This window comes from Streptomyces sp. SID4985 (assembly GCF_009863025.1).
Classification (GTDB): domain Bacteria; phylum Actinomycetota; class Actinomycetes; order Streptomycetales; family Streptomycetaceae; genus Streptomyces.
On sequence record NZ_WWIR01000370.1, the window covers coordinates 1 to 18787 of the forward strand.

The following is an 18787-nucleotide window of genomic DNA, read 5'->3' on the forward strand; positions in this document are numbered from 1 at the left end:
GAGTTGCCGCCGTCCACGACCACGTCACCGGGCTCCAGCAGCTCGGCCAGCGTGTCGACCGTGCCCTGGGTGGCCTCGCCCGCCGGGACCATCACCCACACCACGCGCGGTGCGCTGAGCTTGCCCACCAGCTCTTCCAGGCTGTGGACATCCGCGATGTCGGCATTGCGGTCGTATCCGATGACGGTGTGGCCGGCGCGGCGGATGCGCTCGCGCATGTTGCCGCCCATCTTGCCGAGACCGACGAGACCGAGCTCCATCAGTTGGTTCCTTAATTCGCTGTGTGGCAGAGGGGACACCAACGTGCCCGAACCCAGAGCCTATCCCCGCCCTGACCTGCACAACTGTGGGCATAGGCGCTCATACGTTCCCCTCGCCGCCGTAGCTGCGGGCAGTCGTGCCGCTTGGGGCGGCACGGGTGGGCGCAGCGGCACCGGCCAGCGCCGTGAGCGTCTCCGCCCCCGCCAAACCCCCGCAGAGCAACAGTGCCGGGCACCCACAGAAGGCACCCGGCACTGTCCACACCTGTGGAGAACGTCAGCCGCTCAACCGCACCGGCATGATGAGGTACTTGTACGCCCCGTCGGCCTCGGCATCCACCGCAGGCCTACCACTCAGCAGCGCGGGCTTGGTCGACGTGGTGAACGACAACTGCGCCACCGGAGAGTCGATCGCACTCAACCCGTCCAGCAGGAACGTCGGGTTGAAGGCGATCGAGATGTCGTCACCCTCCAGCGCCGCCTCGACCCGCTCCACAGCCTGTGCGTCGTCACTGGAGCCCGCCTCGAGCGTCAGCACACCCTGCTCGAAGCTCAGCCGCACCGGCGTGTTCCGCTCGGCCACCAGCGCCACACGCTTGACGGCCTCGACGAACGGCGCCGTCTCGATCACCGCGACGGAGTTGAACTCGGTCGGGAAGAGCGTCCGGTACTTCGGCAGGTCGCCCTCGAGCAGGCGCGTGGTCGTACGACGACCGGCGCCCTCGAAGCCGATGAGCCCCTCGCCCGCGCCGGAGCCCGACAGCGCCAGCGTGACGCTGTCACCGGCGCCGAGGGACTTGGCGGTGTCCAGGAGCGTCTTGGCGGGGACCAGGGCGACCGCGGAGGCGTCCGGGTTCTCCGGCTTCCACAGGAACTCGCGGACGGCGAAGCGGTAGCGGTCGGTGGAGGCGAGGGTGACGGTGTCGCCCTCGATCTCGATGCGCACACCGGTGAGGACGGGCAGCGTGTCGTCACGCCCGGCGGCGATGGCCACCTGGGACGCGGCGGCCGCGAAGACCTCGCCGGGGACGGTGCCGGTGGCGGTCGGCATCTGCGGCAGCGCCGGGTACTCCTCCACGGGCAGGGTGTGGAGGGTGAAGCGCGAGGAGCCGCAGACCACGGTCGCCCGCACTCCGTCGGTGGAGATCTCCACGGGGCGGTTGGGCAGCGCGCGGCAGATGTCGGCCAGCAGGCGGCCGGAGACGAGGACGGTGCCCTCCTCGTCGACCTCGGCCTCGACGCCGACACGGGCGGAGACCTCGTAGTCGAAGCTCGACAGGCTCAGCTGGCCGTCCTCGGCCTTGAGCAGCAGGCCGGCGAGGACAGGCGCCGGCGGACGGGCCGGGAGGCTGCGTGCCGCCCACGCCACTGCCTCCGCGAGTACGTCGCGTTCCACCCGGATCTTCACCGTAAGCCGCCTCCTGCTGTTGCTTCTGAGTCCTCCGACTCGGCGTCGCCACCCATCACGAGGGGAAGGACGCCGGGGACCAGTCTGACGTACCGGGCTGACATCAGGTGCCGGTCGGGGTCAAGTCGGACCGAGGGGCGGTCGGGCCATCGAGGGCGAGTTGTGCACAGCCCCCGCTTCGAAACGGTTTCCAGGCTCTCTCTAGTTGGGAGTAGTAGTAGGGCCTGTGGATACCGTGGATAACCTCGTTTGCCCAGCTCAGGGCCACAATTTTATCCACCGGGCCTGTGCATGGAGCCCGTGGATAACTCGGGGGTTCTGTGGAGAACAGAAAGTTCTGCACACACCGTCCCCAGGGAGGGCCGAGTTCTCCCCAGCTGCGTCCCCAGGTTTACCCACGTTTCCCACAGCCCAACCCGGCAGCTTCGTGTGACGGCTTTCACTCGATGCGGCGATCGGGGCCGAGGGGTTGCCGAACAGTGGACAGCCATGTGGAGAAGGGCCGGATCGCTGGGGAAAACGGCCCCCAGCCTGTGGGTTCTCGGTGGACAACCTTTTCCACACCCTGGGGGCCGGGACGTTTTCCACAGCCTGTGGAGACCGTTCGTCCACGAATCCACAGGCCTCTGAGCTGCGCAGACGTCCCCGTCCCTGCTGCCCTGTGGACACAGCTTGGGACAACTTCCCAGTCCCCAGGGTGTGGAAGGAAAAAAGTCGCCGAATCTGTGGAGGAAGGCCGTAACCCGGGGGCCAATCGAACACCCGGGGACGGTGAGGTCACGGAGCGGGGTGGGGTCGGAGGGGCCGCGAGCGGGTCGGACGGGGCTCGGGCGGGGGTCGGACGCGGGCCGGAAGCGGCTTTGGGCGTCCCCGGGCCGCCGGCTGGACGCTCGTGCGGGGCGTTCCACAGGGCGGTGGGCGACGCGGCAGGGGGCCGCCGCCGACTCTCGTAGACGCTCATGGGCGCTCGCGCTGCGGCCCCTGCCGTCGGCCACAAGAGAGCGCCCCCGCCCGCCCGGGGGCACAGGAAAGCGCCCCCGGGATCCCCCAGGGGCGCTCACGCGGCCGGTGCGGTACGGCCGACAGGCGGCCGGCCTCAGCCGTTCTTGATGCGGTTCGTCAGCTCGGTCACCTGGTTGTAGATCGAGCGCCGCTCGGCCATCAGCGCGCGGATCTTGCGGTCGGCGTGCATGACGGTCGTGTGGTCACGGCCGCCGAACTGCGCGCCGATCTTGGGCAGGGACAGGTCGGTCAGCTCGCGGCACAGGTACATCGCGATCTGCCGGGCGGTGACCAGCGCGCGGCCGCGCGAGGTGCCGCACAGGTCGTCCACGGTCAGCCCGAAGTAGTCGGCGGTGGCCGCCATGATGTCCGTGGCCGTGATCTCGGGCGCCGAGTCCTCGCCACCGGGGATCAGGTCCTTGAGGACGATCTCCGTCAGCCCGAGGTCGACCGGCTGCCGGTTGAGGGAGGCGAACGCCGTCACCCGGATCAGCGCGCCCTCCAGCTCACGGATGTTCCGTGAGATCCGGGAGGCGATGAACTCCAGCACCTCGGGCGGGGCGTTGAGCTGCTCCTGGACCGCCTTCTTGCGCAGGATCGCGATGCGGGTCTCCAGCTCGGGCGGCTGGACGTCGGTGATCAGGCCCCACTCGAAGCGGTTGCGCAGCCGGTCCTCCAGCGTCACCAGCTGCTTGGGCGGCCGGTCGGAGGACAGCACGATCTGCTTGTTGGCGTTGTGGAGCGTGTTGAAGGTGTGGAAGAACTCCTCCTGCGTCGACTCCTTGTCCGCGAGGAACTGGATGTCGTCGACGAGCAGGATGTCCATCTCGCGGTAGCGCTTGCGGAAGCTGTCGCCCTTGCCGTCGCGGATGGAGTTGATGAACTCGTTGGTGAACTCCTCGGAGCTCACGTACCGCACGCGGGTGCCCGGGTAGAGGCTGCGGGCGTAGTGCCCGATGGCGTGCAGCAGATGGGTCTTGCCGAGGCCCGACTCCCCATAGATGAACAGGGGGTTGTACGCCTTGGCCGGCGCCTCGGCGACGGCCACCGCGGCCGCGTGCGCGAAGCGGTTGGAGGCGCCGATGACGAACGTGTCGAAGAGGTACTTGGGGTTGAGCCGCGCGGTCGGCTCGCCCGGGCCGCCTGCCGACGGTGCCGAGGAACCGCCGGACGAGCCGCTCCGGCCGGTTCCGGCGGCGGGCGACGCGGGTCCGCCCCGGTGCGCGCCGCCGCCTGACGGGGTCTCGGGCAGCTCGCGGCGGACCGGGTCGCGCTGGTCGTACTCGGTGCGGGAGGGCTCGTAGCCGGGGCGCTGCTCGTAACCGGGGCGCTCGCGGCCCGCGCGGTACTCGGGCGACGTCCCGTAGGTGTCGCGGCCGGAGCCGCCGTAGGAGTCCTGCGAGGACGGCGAGGCGTACGGGTCGCGCTCGGGGAAGCCGAGGCGGGGCTGCTGCCAGCCGTAGTCGTCCTGTCCGGAGCGCGGCCAGGCGCCCGGCTGCGGGCGCTGGTACTCGGCCGGGTAGGCGGGGCGGACCGTGGGGAGCTGGTCGGCCGCCGGACGCTCCGTGCGGGAGGCCGGGCCGTCGTCGGGGAGCTGCTGGTCGTCGGCGCGGTGGCGGCCGTAGCCCTCGTACGGGGCGGAGGGCAGCTCCGGCTCCTCGTAGCGGGGCCGGTCCGCGCTCTCGTGCGGGGGCTGCGGCTTGGGCGCGGCGGGCGCGGGGCGGCTGCCCGCGGAGTCGTCCACGGTGATCGCGGTACGGATGGGGCGGCCGCACTCCCGGCTGAGCGTCTCGCTGACGACGGGGGCGAGCCGGTCCTCGAAGGCCCGCTTGGCGAATTCGTTCGGCACGGCGAGCAGGGCGGTGTCCGCGACCAGGGCGAGCGGCTGGCAGCGCCGGAGCCAGTGCTCGTCCTTGGCGTCCACACGCTGTCCCGGACCTTCGCCGAGGAGCTGCTCCAGTACGCGTGGCCACACTGCGGCAAGATCGGCAGGTACGTCAGCCACAGGGCACGCTCTCTCGCAGATCCCACGAACGTGTGGTTGTGGGATGGGTCGGGATGAAAATCGGGTGGATGGGCCGGGCAATCCCGCTCGGGCGGGGATAAGGGAACGAATCGGAGTCCAGCCACGGTAGTCAGCGTGGCGGGTAGGGTTCAAGTTGTTGTCCCCAGCCTGTGGACAGTGTCCCTCGGTAGGCGTCGGTTTGACCGGATGGCGTAGCCGCGCGTACCGTAACCAGGTCGAGTTGTCGATGGCTGCTGCCGCCTGCCTCCGATGGGCACAGATCGCTACAGGTGATCGGGAAGCGGTGCACACGGGCGTGACGCGAGCTACTCGTGGGCGCACGGTGACAGCCAGGACGGCACCCCGCCAACTACCGATTCTTTCTGGAGCCCCCGAGTGAGCAAGCGCACCTTCCAGCCGAACAACCGTCGTCGCGCGAAGACCCACGGCTTCCGCCTGCGGATGCGCACCCGTGCGGGCCGCGCGATTCTGGCGAACCGCCGCAGCAAGGGTCGCACCGCCCTGTCCGCCTGATCCTGACCAGGTCGTGACGTCGTGCTGCCCACCGACCACCGGCTGAGGCGGCGCGAGGACTTCGCGACCGCGGTACGGCGAGGACGCCGGGCAGGCCGCCCGACTCTCGTCGTCCACTTTCGTAGCGGTGCCACGGACCCGCACGCGCCTGGGGAGAGCGCTCCCCCGACGCGTGCGGGTTTCGTCGTGAGCAAGGCTGTGGGTGGCGCGGTCGTGCGCAACAAAGTGAAGCGCAGACTGCGTCACCTGATGCGTGACCGAGTTGCCCTGTTTCCCCCCGGTAGCCTGGTAGTCGTACGAGCGCTGCCCGGATCGGGCGACGTGGAACACGCACAGCTGGCCCGAGACCTGGATGCCGCCGTTCAGCGGCTGCTGGGAGGGGGCGCGCGATGAAGTACCCACTGCTGGCCCTGATCAAGTTGTACCAGTGGACGATCAGTCCACTGCTGGGGCCGGTATGCAAGTACTACCCGTCGTGCTCTCATTACGGCTACACAGCCATCGACCGGCATGGTGCGATCAAGGGAACGGCCCTGACCGCCTGGCGCATCCTCCGGTGCAATCCGTGGTCGCTGGGTGGTGTGGACCATGTTCCGCAGCGCAAGCGTCCGCGGTGGCACGAAATGCTGCGCGGCGCCTGGCGCACACGCAGGGGCGGAACCTCCGCCGCCGAACCGGCCACCGAGGCGAAGCTTTCTTCCGAGCCTCCTTCGAGCCCGGCCGCAGAGACCTCGTCCCATGCCCAAGGAGCATGATTAGTGGACACGATTGCCAGCTTCTTCAGCTTCATCACGACACCCGTCTCCTGGGTCATCGTCCAGTTCCACACGGTGTACGGGGCGATCTTCGGCCCTGACACGGGCTGGGCCTGGGGCCTGTCCATCGTGTCCCTGGTGATTCTCATCCGCATCTGCCTGATCCCGCTCTTCGTGAAGCAGATCAAGGCGACGCGCGCGATGCAGACGCTCCAGCCTGAGATGAAGAAGATCCAGGAGCGCTACAAGAACGACAAGCAGCGTCAGTCCGAAGAGATGATGAAGCTGTACAAGGAGTCGGGCACCAACCCGCTCTCCTCGTGCCTTCCCATCCTGGCGCAGTCTCCCTTCTTCTTCGCCCTGTACCACGTGCTCAACGGCATCGCGTCGGGCAAGACCATCGGTGTCATCAACACCTCGCTGCTGGAGAGCGCCCGTAAGGCGCACATCTTCGGTGCCCCGCTCGCGGCGAAGTTCAAGGACAGCGCCGACACCATCGCGGCGATGCACGCCTCCGTCACCGATGTGCGGGTCGTCACGGCGATCATGATCATCCTGATGTCGGCGTCGCAGTTCTACACGCAGCGCCAGCTGATGACCAAGAACGTCGACACGACGGTGAAGACGCCGTTCATGCAGCAGCAGAAGATGCTGATGTACGTCTTCCCGATCATGTTCGCCGTCTTCGGCATCAACTTCCCGGTCGGTGTTCTCGTCTACTGGCTGACCACCAACGTGTGGACCATGGGCCAGCAGATGTACGTCATCCGCAACAACCCGAACCCGGGCTCCAAGGCTCAGGCCTCGTACCTGGAGCGTCTGACCAAGCACGTCACGCACCATGGCAAGGTCCGCCGTCGCAGCGAGCGCACGATCGTCAAGGCGATCGTCGCCAAGGGCCGCGACCGCAACGAGGCCGAGCGGAAGTTCATCAACGCGCTGAGCAAGGCCGGTCTGGCCGCTCAGGCCGACGGCTCCGTGGTCAAGAGCGAGGCCCAGGCCGTGGCCGAGACCGAGGACGGTACGGCGGTCACCACCGCCCCCGCCCGGCGTCAGCAGCCCAAGCGGCAGAGCAAGGCGCAGCGCCACCAGTCCGGCACCAAGACGTCGGACGGCGATACCGCGACCACTTCGCTCGAGAAGTCCGACGAGCCCCAGGACGCCAAGCCCGCCGCTGCCAAGCAGCCCCAGAAGTCCGGTTCCGGCACCCGCAGCAAGGCCCAGTCCGGGCAGAGCAAGGGTGGTCCGCAGCGGCCCAAGTCCCCGTCCAAGAAGTAAGAAGGAGCCCATCCCGTGACGGAAGGCACCACCACCTCTGCCGCTGCCGAGGGTGCGGACACCCTGACCCGCCTCGAGCAGGAGGGTGAGATCGCCGCGGACTACCTGGAGGGTCTGCTCGACATCGCGGACCTCGACGGCGACATCGACATGGACGTCGAGGCCGACCGCGCTTCTGTTTCGATCATCAGCGACGCCAATGGCCGCGACCTCCAGAAGCTGGTCGGCCGGGACGGCGAGGTGCTGGAGGCGCTGCAGGAGCTGACGCGTCTGGCCGTGCACCGGGAGACCGGTGACCGTAGCCGGCTGATGCTCGACATCGCGGGCTACCGGGCCAAGAAGCGCGCCGAGCTGGCCGAGCTGGGCGCGAAGGCGGCCGCCGAGGTCAAGAGCTCGGGCGAGCCCGTGAAGCTCAAGCCGATGACCCCCTTCGAGCGCAAGGTCGTGCACGACGCGATCAAGGGCGCGGGACTGCGCAGCGAGTCCGAGGGCGAGGAGCCGCAGCGGTTCGTCGTCGTACTGCCCGCCTGATCGACCCCTGTTCCACCGGCCCCGTCTGTTGCGTCTGAGGCGCAGACGGGGCCGAACTTTGTCAGCCTGTAGTTCTGGTGGCCGGTGCGGCATGCGCCGGCGCTGTACGGAAGGACGGTCCCCGTGACGGAGGCAGCGGAGCTTCCCCCCGCGCCCGAACAGGCGCGGGAAGTATTTGGCGATCGCTTCGACGACGCGGTGCGCTATGCGGAGCTGCTGGCCGAGGCAGGTGTGCAGCGTGGTCTGATCGGTCCCCGGGAGGTGCCCCGGCTGTGGGAGCGCCATCTGCTGAACTGCGCGGTGCTCTCCGAGGCCGTTCCCGAGGGGGTGACGGTCTGCGACGTCGGCTCGGGCGCGGGTCTGCCGGGTATCCCGCTGGCCCTGGTGCGGGACGACCTCAACATCACGTTGCTGGAGCCGCTGCTGCGGCGCACCACCTTCCTCACCGAGGTCGTGGAGCTGCTGGGCCTCGACCATGTGACCGTGGTGCGCGGGCGGGCCGAGGAGATGCTGGGCAAGGTGCCGCCGGTGCATGTGGTGACGGCGCGTGCCGTGGCCCCGCTCGACCGCCTGGCCGCCTGGGGCATCCCGCTGCTGCGGCCGTACGGCGAGATGCTGGCGCTGAAGGGGGACACCGCCGAGGAGGAGCTGAAGGCGGCGTCCACCGCGCTCGCCAAGCTCGGCGCGGTCTCGACCTCCGTACTCCAGGTGGGTGAGGGCGTGGTGGACCCGCTGTCCACCGTCGTGCGGGTGGAGGTCGGTGAGAGCCCCGGCGGCGTACGGTTCGCGGCCAAGCGGGCCAAGGCGGCGCGGGCGCGCAGGCGCCGCTGAGCCAGGATGCGGTGGATGGGGTGTGCCCCGGGTGTGGACCCGGGGCACACCCCATCTGTCGTTTGCGGTCGGCGTACGGTCGGCGTACTCCACACAAGCTGCCGAACCTGGGCGGGCCGGAGTGTCGCGAGGGCCCGGTCGCCGTGGCGGAGCATCGTGTTTCACGTGAAACGTCGCTCACTGCTGCACGGCATCATCGGCCGCAGCCACGCCGCGGCCGAACCCCGGGACCGGAAGCCGCTCGGTTCACTCGGAGAGGTACCGCAGGTGTCCACAGAGGTGGATTTCTCCACAGAAGACCAGGGCTCACTGGTTCGCGGTACCGAAGGCATGGGAGGCTCTGTTCATTGCGAGCCTGAAGTCGAGGAGAGTGAATCCGTGCGGTCCGACGCCAATATCGCGGGACCGATGACCGATCCGGTCCCCGGTCCCCGAACCGAGTCGATGGGGGCAGATGTTTCACGTGAAACACCGCCCCCGATGGACGACACTCCCATCGGTCGCGCTGCCCAACTAGCGGCGGAGGCCATCAGCCGCGCCGGAGAGGGCCTGCCGAGGCCGGAGCAGACCCGCCTCATCGTGGTGGCCAACCAGAAGGGAGGCGTGGGCAAGACGACGACCACAGTCAACCTCGCTGCTTCCCTGGCACTGCACGGTGCCCGCGTCCTGGTGGTCGACCTCGACCCGCAGGGCAACGCATCCACGGCACTGGGGATCGACCACCACGCGGACGTGCCGTCCATCTACGACGTCTTGGTGGAGAGCAGGCCGCTCTCCGAGGTGGTCCAGCCCGTTCCGGACGTCGAGGGTCTGTTCTGTGCCCCGGCCACCATCGATCTCGCCGGTGCGGAGATCGAGTTGGTGTCCCTGGTGGCGCGGGAGAGCCGACTCCAGCGGGCGATCCAGGCGTACGAACAGCCGTTGGACTACGTCCTCATCGACTGCCCGCCCTCGCTGGGCCTGCTGACGGTCAATGCGCTCGTTGCCGGCCAGGAGGTCCTGATCCCCATCCAGTGCGAGTACTACGCGCTGGAGGGCCTGGGACAGCTGCTGCGCAACGTCGATCTGGTGCGGGGTCACCTCAACCCGACGCTGCACGTGTCGACCATTCTGCTGACGATGTACGACGGCCGAACGCGTCTTGCCTCGCAGGTCGCGGAAGAGGTCCGCACGCACTTCGGCGACGAGGTGCTGCGGACGAGTATTCCGCGCTCGGTCCGTATCTCCGAGGCCCCCAGCTACGGGCAGACGGTACTGACCTACGATCCAGGTTCGAGCGGGGCGCTGTCCTACCTTGAGGCGGCCCGAGAGATCGCGCTGAGGGGTGCGGGAATCGGCTACGACCCGACCCACGCCCATGTCGGCACCCAGAACGACCGGAACATGGTGGAGGGGTCACAGTGAACGAACGACGGAGGGGGCTGGGTCGTGGTCTCGCCGCACTGATCCCCGCTGCCCCGACCGAGAAGAGCCTTGCTTCCAGCGCGCTGGGCAGCGGGGCGCCCGCGTCCGCCGCTGCGGCTCCGCTGCTGACGGCCGACCGGGAAACCGCCACCGAGACGCCCACCGTCCCGGGGCCCGCCCAGGAACTCGAGGACTCCTCGGCGAGCCTGGTGGCGGAGCTGCCCGTGCCGCCGATGGGCGCGTACTTCGCGGAGATCCCGCTCGACTCCATCACGCCCAACCCGCGTCAGCCCCGCGAGATCTTCGACGAGGACGCGCTGCGCGAGCTGGTGACCTCCATTCAGGAGGTCGGCCTTCTTCAGCCCGTCGTCGTGCGGGAGCTGGGCGCGGACCGCTATGAGCTGATCATGGGCGAGCGCCGCTGGCGGGCCAGTCGCAAGGCGGGCCTGGAGGCGATCCCGGCGATCGTCCGCGCCACGGACGACGAGAAGCTCCTTCTGGACGCCCTGCTGGAGAACCTGCACCGCGCGCAGCTCAACCCGATCGAAGAGGCGCATGCCTACGATCAGCTGCTCAAGGACTTCAACTGCACCCACGACCAGCTGGCCGACCGGATCGGGCGCTCCCGCCCCCAGATCTCCAACACGCTCCGGCTGCTGCGTCTCTCGCCGACCGTGCAGAAGAGGGTCGCCGCCGGGGTGCTCTCGGCCGGTCACGCCCGGGCGCTGCTGTCCGTCGAGGACTCCGAGGAGCAGGACCGGCTGGCGCACCGGATCGTGGCCGAGGGCTTGTCGGTGCGTGCGGTGGAAGAGATCGTGACCCTGATGGGCTCGCGGCCGCAGAAGACCGCGCGCTCCAAGGGACCGCGTGCCGGGACCCTGGTGTCCCCCGCGCTGAGCGATCTGGCCACACGGCTGTCGGACCGCTTCGAGACCCGGGTGAAGGTGGACCTCGGGCAGAAGAAGGGGAAGATCACCGTCGAGTTCGCCTCGGTCGAGGACCTGGAGCGGATCCTCGGCACGCTCGCCCCGGGCGAGGGGCCTCTGCTGTCCACGGGTCTCCAGGACGACGACAGTCAGGACGACGAGGGCCAGGACGCCTGACCCACGCCGCTCCGACCCACGGCACCGCGAGAGCGGATCGTGTCCGGTGTGTACCGGAACACGGTCCGCTCTTTGCTTTGAGCCGGTATCGAGGGAATCGCATCGTGGATACGATGCGAACGGGTAGGGCGCAGCGGTCGGTGGATTCGCCGATGGGCTGCTCGGGAGACGGAACCCTCTGACAGCCGCTCGCGATGCACGGCCGTAGGAAGCGAGGAACAGCCTTCATGGGGCGTCGGCTCGTACCGCTCACGCTGGACAACCTCAAGGACCTTCCCCAGCGCTGCCGCTCATGTGTGTTCTGGGAGCTGGATCCCGTGAGCGGAGATGCCGCGGTGCGGGCGGGCACGGCAGCGGGCGAGAAGGAGTCGTGGATCTCCGCCGTCCTGCTCGACTGGGGTTCGTGCGGCCGGACGGTCTACGTGGACGACGTGCCGGTGGGCTTCGTGCTCTACGCGCCGCCCGCCTATGTGCCGCGCTCGGCGGCGTTCCCCACCAGCCCGGTCTCCCCCGACGCCGTACAGCTCATCACCGCGTTCGTGCTGCCCGGCTATCAGGGGCAGGGGCTCGGTCGGACGCTGGTCCAGGCGGTCGCCAAGGATCTGCTGAGGCGCGGCTTCAAGGCGATCGAGGCCTTCGGCGACACCCGCTGGAAGGAGCCCGCCTGTCTACTCCCCGTGGACCATCTCCTCGCGGTCGGCTTCAAGACGGTACGGCAGCACCCGCAGCACCCTCGACTGCGTCTGGAGCTGCGCTCGACGCTGTCCTGGAGGGAAGACGTGGAGATGGCCATCGACCGGCTGCTGGGCGCTGTGCAGAAGGAGCCCGCGCTGCGGCCGCTGTAGCGGAATGGATGAAGGGGCCGACCCCAGGAGGGCCGGCCCCTTCATGTTTCACGTGAAACGTCACTCGGCGATGAACTCTTCGAGGTCACGGACGAGCATGGCCTTCGGCTTGGCGCCGACGATCGTCTTGACGACGTCGCCACCCTGGTAGACGTTCAGGGTCGGGATCGACATGACGCCGTACTTGGCGGCCGTGTTCGGGTTCTGGTCGATGTTGAGCTTGACGACCTCGATCTTGTCACCGTACTCGGCGGCGATGGCCTCGAGGGACGGAGCGATCTGGCGGCAGGGGCCGCACCACTCGGCCCAGAAGTCCACCAGGACGGGCTTGTCGCTCTTCAGCACGTCCTGCTCGAAGTTGTCATCAGTCACGATCTTCAGGTTGCCGGCCACAGCGGGCTCCTTATTTCTGCTCGTACGGTGGGGGGAGGTCAGACGGCCGCGGTCTTCTCGGGCTCGGCCTGGTCGGTGTCCAGCAGCGCGGCCAGGTAGCGCTCGGCGTCCAGGGCGGAGGCACAGCCGGTGCCGGCCGCGGTGATCGCCTGACGGTAGGTGTGGTCGACCACGTCACCCGCGGCGAAAACGCCGGGCACATTGGTCCGGGTGGAGGGAGCGGCGACCTTCAGGTAGCCCTCGGCGTCCAGGTCCAGCTGGCCCTTGAACAGCTCGGTACGCGGGTCGTGGCCGATGGCGATGAACAGACCCGTGACGGGCAGATCCGAGATCTCGCCCGTCTTGACGTTGCGGAGCTTGAGACCAGTGAGCTTCTGCTCGCCGAGGACCTCCACGACCTCGCTGTCCCAGGCGAACTTGATCTTCGGGTCGTTGAAGGCGCGCTCCTGCATCGCCTTGGAGGCGCGCAGGGTGTCACGGCGGTGGACGACCGTCACGGACTTGGCGAACCGCGAGAGGAAGGTGGCCTCCTCCATCGCGGTGTCGCCGCCGCCGATCACAGCGATGTCCTGGTCCCGGAAGAAGAAGCCGTCACAGGTGGCGCACCAGGAGACGCCACGGCCGGAGAGCGCGTCCTCGTTCGGCAGCGCGAGCTTGCGGTGCTGCGAGCCGGTGGCGACGATGACCGCCTTCGCGCGGTGGACCGCGCCCGAGGTGTCGGTGACGGTCTTGATCTCACCGGCCAGGTCGACGGACACGATGTCGTCCGGAATCAGCTCGGCGCCGAACCGCTCGGCCTGCGCCCGCATGTTGTCCATCAGGTCGGGGCCCATGATGCCGCTGGGGAAGCCCGGGTAGTTCTCCACCTCCGTGGTGTTCATCAGCGCACCACCGGCGGTGACGGCGCCTTCGAACACCAGAGGCTTCAGGGACGCGCGCGCGGTGTAGAGCGCCGCCGTGTAGCCTGCGGGCCCGGAGCCGATGATGATCACGTTACGGACGTCGCTCACGGCTTGTTTCCTCGTCTCTGGTCAGTGTCAGTCGACCGGTGAAAGTCCCTTTCGGGGCTCTCACCCCACCCAACCGATCCTAAGGGCCGCGCATTCCCCCGCTGTCTGGGCACACGGAAGCAGCGCCGGGAGGCAGCCGCTCTTCGGAAGACCGCAGGGGGCCGAATGACGCCTGGGGTGGCTCAGTTGCGTGCGAGGGACTGCTTCAGCAACACGTCGCCGGAGGCGGCGGGCCGGTGCACGATGCAGGAGGCGTCCACGACATAGACCAGGACGCGCGTGCTGTCCATGGTGTCGGGAAGCACGACCAGATAGGCCTTCTTCCCGGCGTAGGTGCCCGTCTTGGCGGCGAGGACATCGTTGCGGGAGTCCACCGCCTGCCGGATGCAGTAGGGCACCGGGACGGCGGTCTGGATCAGGGTGTTCGCGCTCTGCGTCGGACTGCCCGTGGACGTCGTCGCGCTCTCCTCGCGCGGACGCTGTGTGCCCCGCTGAAGCCCCTTCTGCGCGGTGAGGAGACCTTTCACCTGGCTCTGCACGCTGGCCCCGGAGAACGTGGTGACGGCCGGGGCGGGCTTGGTCTGAGCGGTGGTGTCGGGGGAGTCGCTGCCGAGTGACTGAAGGAGCAGCGAACCGGCTCCGACCACAGCGGCGGTGAGCACCGCACCGAGCGCGACGGACCTGCGGCGGCTACGGCCACGCTCCTTGCGTCCGGGTCCGGTGGCGGCGGACGGACGTCCGGTGGGACGGTCCGGCACCGATGTTTCACGTGAAACCTGCTTCTCGGTTTCACGTGAAACATGCTGCGGGTCTCCCGAGGCGGGCTGTGCCTCGCCCGCCTCAACGGCCGTCAACGCCCCCGTCGTCGCTCGCGAGAGGGCTTCGACGGCCAGGGCGGCGTCGATGCGGTCCGCCACGTCCTGCGGCATCGGAGAGGGCTCCGGCATGCCTCCCAGCAGCGCCCGGATCTCCTCCAGGGACGCCTGGACGTCGGCGCACGGCTCGCACCCCTCCAGGTGTCGACGGAGGTCCGCGCTGCGGGTCGGCGGCAGGATGCCCTCGGTGAGGTCGGAGAGTTCGGTGACGTCCGGATGCCCGGCCGTGTCTGTCGAGGACGTCATGCCCGTCCACCTCCGCCCTTCACGACGGCCGAATCGCTCGGTCCTGTGTCCTGTGAGCCGTCACCCGGAGAATCCGTCGCAGGTGGGACGGATGCCCCGTGCACCCGGTTCCGTCCTGGCGCGGGTTCTTTCCCCTCGCCCGGGGCATCGGGACGCAGATGGGTGAGCAGCGGAAGAAGTCTGGCGCGGCCCCGGGCACAACGGCTCTTCACCGTCCCCGTGGGCACGTCGAGAATGCGCGCGGCCTCGGCCACCGGATAGCCCTGCATGTCCACCAGGACCAGCGCGGCGCGCTGCTCCCTGGGGAGGGTCCCGAGTGCCTGGGCGAGCTGCCGGTGCAGGTCGTTCCGTTCGGCCGGGGCGGAGGCGGACTCGTGCGGCTCCAGCAACTGCTCCAGCCGCTCGGTGTCGTCCACCGGAGCCGTCTTCCGCGAGGCGGTCTTGCGGGCGCGGTCCAGGCAGGCGTTCACCGTGATGCGGTGCAGCCAGGTCGTGACGGCCGACTGCCCCCGGAAGGTGTGTGCGGCCCGGTAGGCCGAGACCAGGGCGTCCTGGACCGCGTCGGCGGCCTCCTCGCGGTCCCCCAGCGTCCGCAGGGCCACGGCCCAGAGCCGGTCCCGATGCCTTCGGACGAGTTCGCCGAAGGCATGGGGGTCGCCGTCCACGTGCCGGGCGATCAGGTCCTGGTCGCCCACTTCCTCGTATCCGGCGCCCTGCGCCATCTGCCCCCTCCGGCCCGGACGAGACGTCAGCCCGTGAATCCGACTTCGGTGATGGCCTGCTTGTAGCCCGATTGCGAGTACGAGGCCGCGTCGTAGCCGGACATCGGCACGGCGGTCAGCCACACGAGGACGTAACGCGTCTTCACCGGCTTGTCGGGCTTGATCGTGGCGGTCGTGCCCGAGGTGGTGACGTTGCCGATCCGGTTCATCGAATCCAGCGACGGCGGCGTCAGCGAGTCGGCCGCGTACAGCTCGACCGTGGTGTGGTCGCCTCCGTAGCGGAGCCCGATCGTGGCCGTGTCGAACTTCTGGGCCGACCCGAGGTCGTACATGATGCCCACGCCGATCTTGTAGGACGCGATCGAGGGACCTTCGTTGAAGGACTTGGTCCGCCAGTACGTCGACGTGGTGCCGTCGTAGGTCTTGTCGACGTCTCCGGGATGCTGGGCGTCGCCCTTGGCGACGAACTCCTGCGCTCCCTCGATCTTTATCGGCTTCGGATTCGCCTTGTTCGTGTTCTTGTCGCCGCTGTCCTGCGTCTGGGTGTTGTCGGTGTCCTTCTGCTTCTCGCCCCGGCCCATCAACGCCTCCGCCAACTGCCAGCTGCCGAGGCCGAGTGCGGCGATGAGGAGGGCGGAGACCGCCCACTTCAGTGCCTTGCCGGTGCGGCTCTGCAGCGGAGGGGGCGGCGGCGCGAGCGGCTGGGTGACGCCGGGACCGGCGGCGGGACGCCCGTACGTGCCCTGCTGGTACGTCGTGCGCTGATACTCCGGCGGGGCCGTGAACGCGGGCTCCGGCGGGCGGATGCGCGGCATCTCGCCGATGGCCTTGACCAGTTCCTCCGGCGTGGTGCACGGAGACTCGTGCCGGGATGCGGTGGCACCGTCGTTGACGAGGGCTCGCATCGCCAGCTCGGACAGTCCCCGGTGGACGCCCGCGCGCACCTGGTCGGGTGCGACGAGGCCCACGTCTTTGGGCAGGCCGGTGAGGCCGTAGGCGTCGCTCTCGTACGGCCAGCGCTGCGTCAGCGCCGCGTACAGCAGCGCACCGATCGCCTCGGTGTCCGTGCGCTGCGGGGTGTCGGAGGTGATGCCGCGCAGCGCGGCGTTCACGGCCAGGCCGCGGATGCGCCACTGCCCGGCGGAGGTGCGCAGCACGGCGTTGGGGTTCAGTCGCAGATGGGAGAGGCCGTCACGGTGTGCCGCGGCCATGGCGGACGCGATCTGACTGACCATCTGGTAGGCGTCGTGCGGCTCCAGCGGGCCCGTGGCGAGCAGCGCGGTCAGTTCGGTGGCGTCGGGCAGCCATTCGTGCACGACATAGACGAAGTCGTTCTCCTCGACCGCGTCGAGGACCTGGACGAACCGGGGGTCGCCCAGAAGGGCCGCAGCCCGGGCGGCGGCCAGGACGGCACGGGCCCGAGGGTGTTTGGCCGGGAGGATGTGCACGCCGACGGCGCGACGGAGTTTCTCGTCGACCGCGCGCCAGCTGCTGAATCCGTCCAGACGGGTGACGCACTCCTCGAGACGGTAGCGTCTGGCGAGCTTGTGACCGCTGTGCAGTTCCAGGGGTGCGGAAATCGTTTCGGTGGCCTCCGTTCCGCTGGTCCCCTGTGCCTCGGCGCTGTCCGTGTCCAGCTCCGGGTTCTTGACCACCCCGTCGGACGTGGACTGGCCCGCCTTCGCGGTCAGCGGCTGCTTGCCGCTGTTGTCTGCCACGTCGACGGCAGCTGTGCTCCGTTCCGCCACCGTCGTCCCTGCCTCCCCATCCGTTGCACGCTGTACGACGCCGAAATCAATTGTGCCCACAGTCCGCCGCTATGCACGACACGCGGCGACGGACGATGGTTGTGCGCCTACCCCGCCTCAGCGTCCCAGACGCCCGCGGACCATTCCCACGAGCGAGTTGAGTTCTTCGATCCGCATCCTCCTCGCGGCGACGAAGAAGATCCCAAGCAATACCGCACCACCCACCACGAGCGCCACGAAGGAACCGAACACGCCCTGGCCCAGAGTGTGCCCGATGCCGTAGCAGGCCGCACCGCTGAGCAGGGCCGCCGGCACCGAGGCGATGCCCAGCCGCGCGTAGGTCCGCAGCACCCGGGAGCCGTCCAGGTCCCCGCCGAGGCGCTTGCGCAGCCGCCGCCAGGCGACGCCGACACCGATGGCGTAGGCGAGACCGTACGCGGCCGCCATGCCCGCGACCGCCCAGCGGGACGGCAGCAGAACGAAGCAGAGGGCCGAGGCGCCCGCGTTGACCACCGCGACGATGACGGTGTTGTAGAAGGGCGTACGGGTGTCCTCGTACGCGTAGAAGGCGCGCAGGACCACGTACTGCACCGAGTACGGGATCAGGCCGAGGCCGAAGGCCATCAGCATGTAGCCCATGTTGGTGGCCGCGCCGGTGCCCGAGGAGCCGAAGATCAGCGTGCACATCGGGATACCGAGCGCCAGGAAGCCGAAGGCGATGGGCACGATGGCCACGGCCGTCGTCCGCAGGCCCTGCGAGATGTCGTCGCGGACCGCTCCGGCGTCGCCCTCGGCGGCCGAGCGCGAGAGGCGCGGAAGCAGCGCGGCCATCAGGGACACGGTGATGATGGCCTGCGGCAGGCCCCAGATCAGCTGGGCGTTGGCGTAGGCGGCGAAGCCGGTGCCCTTGGCGTCCGAGTCCTCGCCCGCGGCGGTGGACAGCTGGGTCACGATCATCGCGCCTGCCTGGTTGGCGAGCACGAAGAGGACCGTCCACTTGGCGAGCATCGCGGCCTTGCCCAGGCCGTGGCCCTTCCAGTCGAAGCGCGGGCGGATCCGGAAGCCCGTCTCCCGCAGGTAGGGGATCATCGCCAGGGCCTGCACGACGAGGCCGAGCAGCACACCGATGCCGAGCAGCCGCTGGCCCTCCGGCGGGATGTTGGCGACGGTCATGTGGGAGTTGGCCGAGCTGCCGTAGACCCAGATGAACGTGCCGAGCGTCACGATGATGACGATGTTGTTCAGCACCGGGGTCCACATCATCGCGCCGAACTTTCCGCGCGCGTTGAGGATCTGACCCATCACCACGTGGATGCCCATGAAGAAGATCGAGGGCAGGAAGTAGCGGGTGAAGGTGACCGCCACGTCGTTGGCCGCCGGGTTGGTCGCGACCGAGTCCGACAGCAGGCGTACCAGGAACGGAGCGGCGAACAGCGCGGCGCCCGTGAGCACGGCGAGTGCCACCATCACGAGGGTCAGCAGTCGGTTGGCGAACGCCTCGCCGCCGTCCTCGTCCTCCTTCATGGCCCGCACCAGCTGGGGCACGAAGACGGAGTTCAGACCGCCGCCGACGGTGAGGATGTAGATCATCGTCGGCAGCTGGTAGGCGACCTGGAAGGAGTCGCCGAGGAAGCCCAGGCCCAGGGCGGAGACGATCAGCGCGGAGCGGACGAAGCCGGTGAGGCGGGAGACCATCGTGCCGGCCGCCATGACGGCGCTGGAGCTGAGCAGGCCGCCCTTCTTGGCCGGGGCCGGGGCGGGGGCCGGGGAAGTCTCCACGGGCCCCGAGGGCCCGGGTACCGGGGCGGGCGGCTGCGTGCGGTTCCCGGGCGCGGGC

Annotated in this window: 18 protein-coding genes; 9 read left to right on the forward strand and 9 right to left on the reverse strand. The window is 69.1% G+C overall.

All coding sequences use genetic code 11. From position 1 onward, the window contains the following. From GTW40_RS15500 to dnaA, 3 genes are all read right to left on the reverse strand, one after another. Window positions 1–260, reverse strand: a 260-nt coding sequence (locus GTW40_RS15500; RefSeq protein WP_237525534.1) for an NAD(P)-binding domain-containing protein, incomplete at its 3' end; no start/stop codon positions are given. A 277-nt stretch (window positions 261–537) separates the two neighbouring features. Next, a complete protein-coding gene (gene dnaN, locus GTW40_RS15505) occupies window positions 538–1668 on the reverse strand; it encodes a DNA polymerase III subunit beta (protein ID WP_161180772.1) in 1131 nt (376 codons plus the stop codon). A gap of 1096 nt (window positions 1669–2764) precedes the next feature. After that, window positions 2765–4675 carry a chromosomal replication initiator protein DnaA gene (gene dnaA / locus GTW40_RS15510; protein WP_161180773.1) on the reverse strand — a complete coding sequence of 637 codons (1911 nt, stop codon included), beginning with the start codon at window positions 4673–4675 and terminating at the stop codon, window positions 2765–2767. A gap of 396 nt (window positions 4676–5071) precedes the next feature. Between dnaA and rpmH the strand changes: the two genes are divergently transcribed. The 9 genes from rpmH to GTW40_RS15555 all read left to right on the forward strand — a co-directional run bounded on the left by rpmH (window position 5072) and on the right by GTW40_RS15555 (window position 11956). Next, window positions 5072–5209: a 50S ribosomal protein L34 gene (gene rpmH, locus GTW40_RS15515; RefSeq protein ID WP_161180774.1), complete on the forward strand. Its 138-nt coding sequence runs from the start codon at window positions 5072–5074 to the stop codon at window positions 5207–5209. Between the two features lie 21 nt (window positions 5210–5230). Then, on the forward strand, window positions 5231–5602 hold the full coding sequence (rnpA, locus tag GTW40_RS15520) for a ribonuclease P protein component (RefSeq protein WP_161180775.1): 372 nt from the start codon (window positions 5231–5233) through the stop codon (window positions 5600–5602). After that, on the forward strand, window positions 5599–5964 hold the full coding sequence (gene yidD, locus GTW40_RS15525; protein WP_161180776.1) for a membrane protein insertion efficiency factor YidD: 366 nt from the start codon (window positions 5599–5601) through the stop codon (window positions 5962–5964). Before rnpA ends, yidD begins: the two co-directional genes overlap by 4 nt. Before the next feature lie 3 nt (window positions 5965–5967). After that, window positions 5968–7242 carry a membrane protein insertase YidC gene (yidC, locus tag GTW40_RS15530; RefSeq protein WP_161180777.1) on the forward strand — a complete coding sequence of 425 codons (1275 nt, stop codon included), beginning with the start codon at window positions 5968–5970 and terminating at the stop codon, window positions 7240–7242. Between the two features lie 15 nt (window positions 7243–7257). After that, window positions 7258–7773 (forward strand): R3H domain-containing nucleic acid-binding protein, encoded by a 516-nt coding sequence (locus GTW40_RS15535; protein ID WP_161180778.1) that lies wholly within the window; start codon window positions 7258–7260, stop codon window positions 7771–7773. 123 nt (window positions 7774–7896) lie between these two features. Next, window positions 7897–8604: a 16S rRNA (guanine(527)-N(7))-methyltransferase RsmG gene (gene rsmG, locus GTW40_RS15540; protein WP_161180779.1), complete on the forward strand. Its 708-nt coding sequence runs from the start codon at window positions 7897–7899 to the stop codon at window positions 8602–8604. 330 nt (window positions 8605–8934) lie between these two features. Beyond that, window positions 8935–10008: a ParA family protein gene (locus GTW40_RS15545; protein ID WP_161180787.1), complete on the forward strand. Its 1074-nt coding sequence runs from the start codon at window positions 8935–8937 to the stop codon at window positions 10006–10008. Then, the gene (locus tag GTW40_RS15550) at window positions 10005–11111 is read left to right on the forward strand and encodes a ParB/RepB/Spo0J family partition protein (protein ID WP_161180780.1); all 1107 of its coding nucleotides are present in this window, start codon (window positions 10005–10007) and stop codon (window positions 11109–11111) included. Before GTW40_RS15545 ends, GTW40_RS15550 begins: the two co-directional genes overlap by 4 nt. Window positions 11112–11338: 227 nt before the next feature. Next, window positions 11339–11956 carry a GNAT family N-acetyltransferase gene (locus GTW40_RS15555; RefSeq protein WP_161180781.1) on the forward strand — a complete coding sequence of 206 codons (618 nt, stop codon included), beginning with the start codon at window positions 11339–11341 and terminating at the stop codon, window positions 11954–11956. A 60-nt stretch (window positions 11957–12016) separates the two neighbouring features. Here GTW40_RS15555 and trxA read toward each other — a convergent pair whose 3' ends face one another. From trxA to murJ, 6 genes are all read right to left on the reverse strand, one after another. Next, window positions 12017–12349, reverse strand: a complete 333-nt coding sequence (gene trxA, locus GTW40_RS15560; RefSeq protein ID WP_161180782.1) for a thioredoxin — start codon at window positions 12347–12349, stop codon at window positions 12017–12019. Between the two features lie 38 nt (window positions 12350–12387). After that, window positions 12388–13359, reverse strand: coding sequence for a thioredoxin-disulfide reductase (gene trxB / locus GTW40_RS15565; protein ID WP_161180783.1), 972 nt, complete (start codon window positions 13357–13359; stop codon window positions 12388–12390). Between the two features lie 182 nt (window positions 13360–13541). After that, window positions 13542–14480 (reverse strand): anti-sigma factor, encoded by a 939-nt coding sequence (locus tag GTW40_RS15570; protein ID WP_161180784.1) that lies wholly within the window; start codon window positions 14478–14480, stop codon window positions 13542–13544. Next, window positions 14477–15202 carry an RNA polymerase sigma factor SigM gene (gene sigM / locus GTW40_RS15575; protein ID WP_161180785.1) on the reverse strand — a complete coding sequence of 242 codons (726 nt, stop codon included), beginning with the start codon at window positions 15200–15202 and terminating at the stop codon, window positions 14477–14479. Before sigM ends, GTW40_RS15570 begins: the two co-directional genes overlap by 4 nt. A gap of 26 nt (window positions 15203–15228) precedes the next feature. Then, window positions 15229–16950 carry a protein kinase family protein gene (locus GTW40_RS15580; RefSeq protein WP_161180786.1) on the reverse strand — a complete coding sequence of 574 codons (1722 nt, stop codon included), beginning with the start codon at window positions 16948–16950 and terminating at the stop codon, window positions 15229–15231. Window positions 16951–17067: 117 nt separating this feature from the next. Then, window positions 17068–18787, reverse strand: a 1720-nt coding sequence (gene murJ / locus GTW40_RS15585) for a murein biosynthesis integral membrane protein MurJ (protein ID WP_237525536.1), incomplete at its 5' end; no start/stop codon positions are given.

Bases quoted from the DNA above. Each gene is read 5' to 3' on its own strand.
- GTW40_RS15555 (WP_161180781.1), top strand. From the start codon at position 11,339: ATGGGGCGTCGGCTCGTACCGCTCACGCTGGACAACCTCAAGGACCTT.
- GTW40_RS15570 (WP_161180784.1), bottom strand. From the start codon at position 14,480: ATGACGTCCTCGACAGACACGGCCGGGCATCCGGACGTCACCGAACTC.
- sigM (WP_161180785.1), bottom strand. From the start codon at position 15,202: ATGGCGCAGGGCGCCGGATACGAGGAAGTGGGCGACCAGGACCTGATC.
- yidD (WP_161180776.1), top strand. From the start codon at position 5,599: ATGAAGTACCCACTGCTGGCCCTGATCAAGTTGTACCAGTGGACGATC.
- GTW40_RS15545 (WP_161180787.1), top strand. From the start codon at position 8,935: ATGGGAGGCTCTGTTCATTGCGAGCCTGAAGTCGAGGAGAGTGAATCC.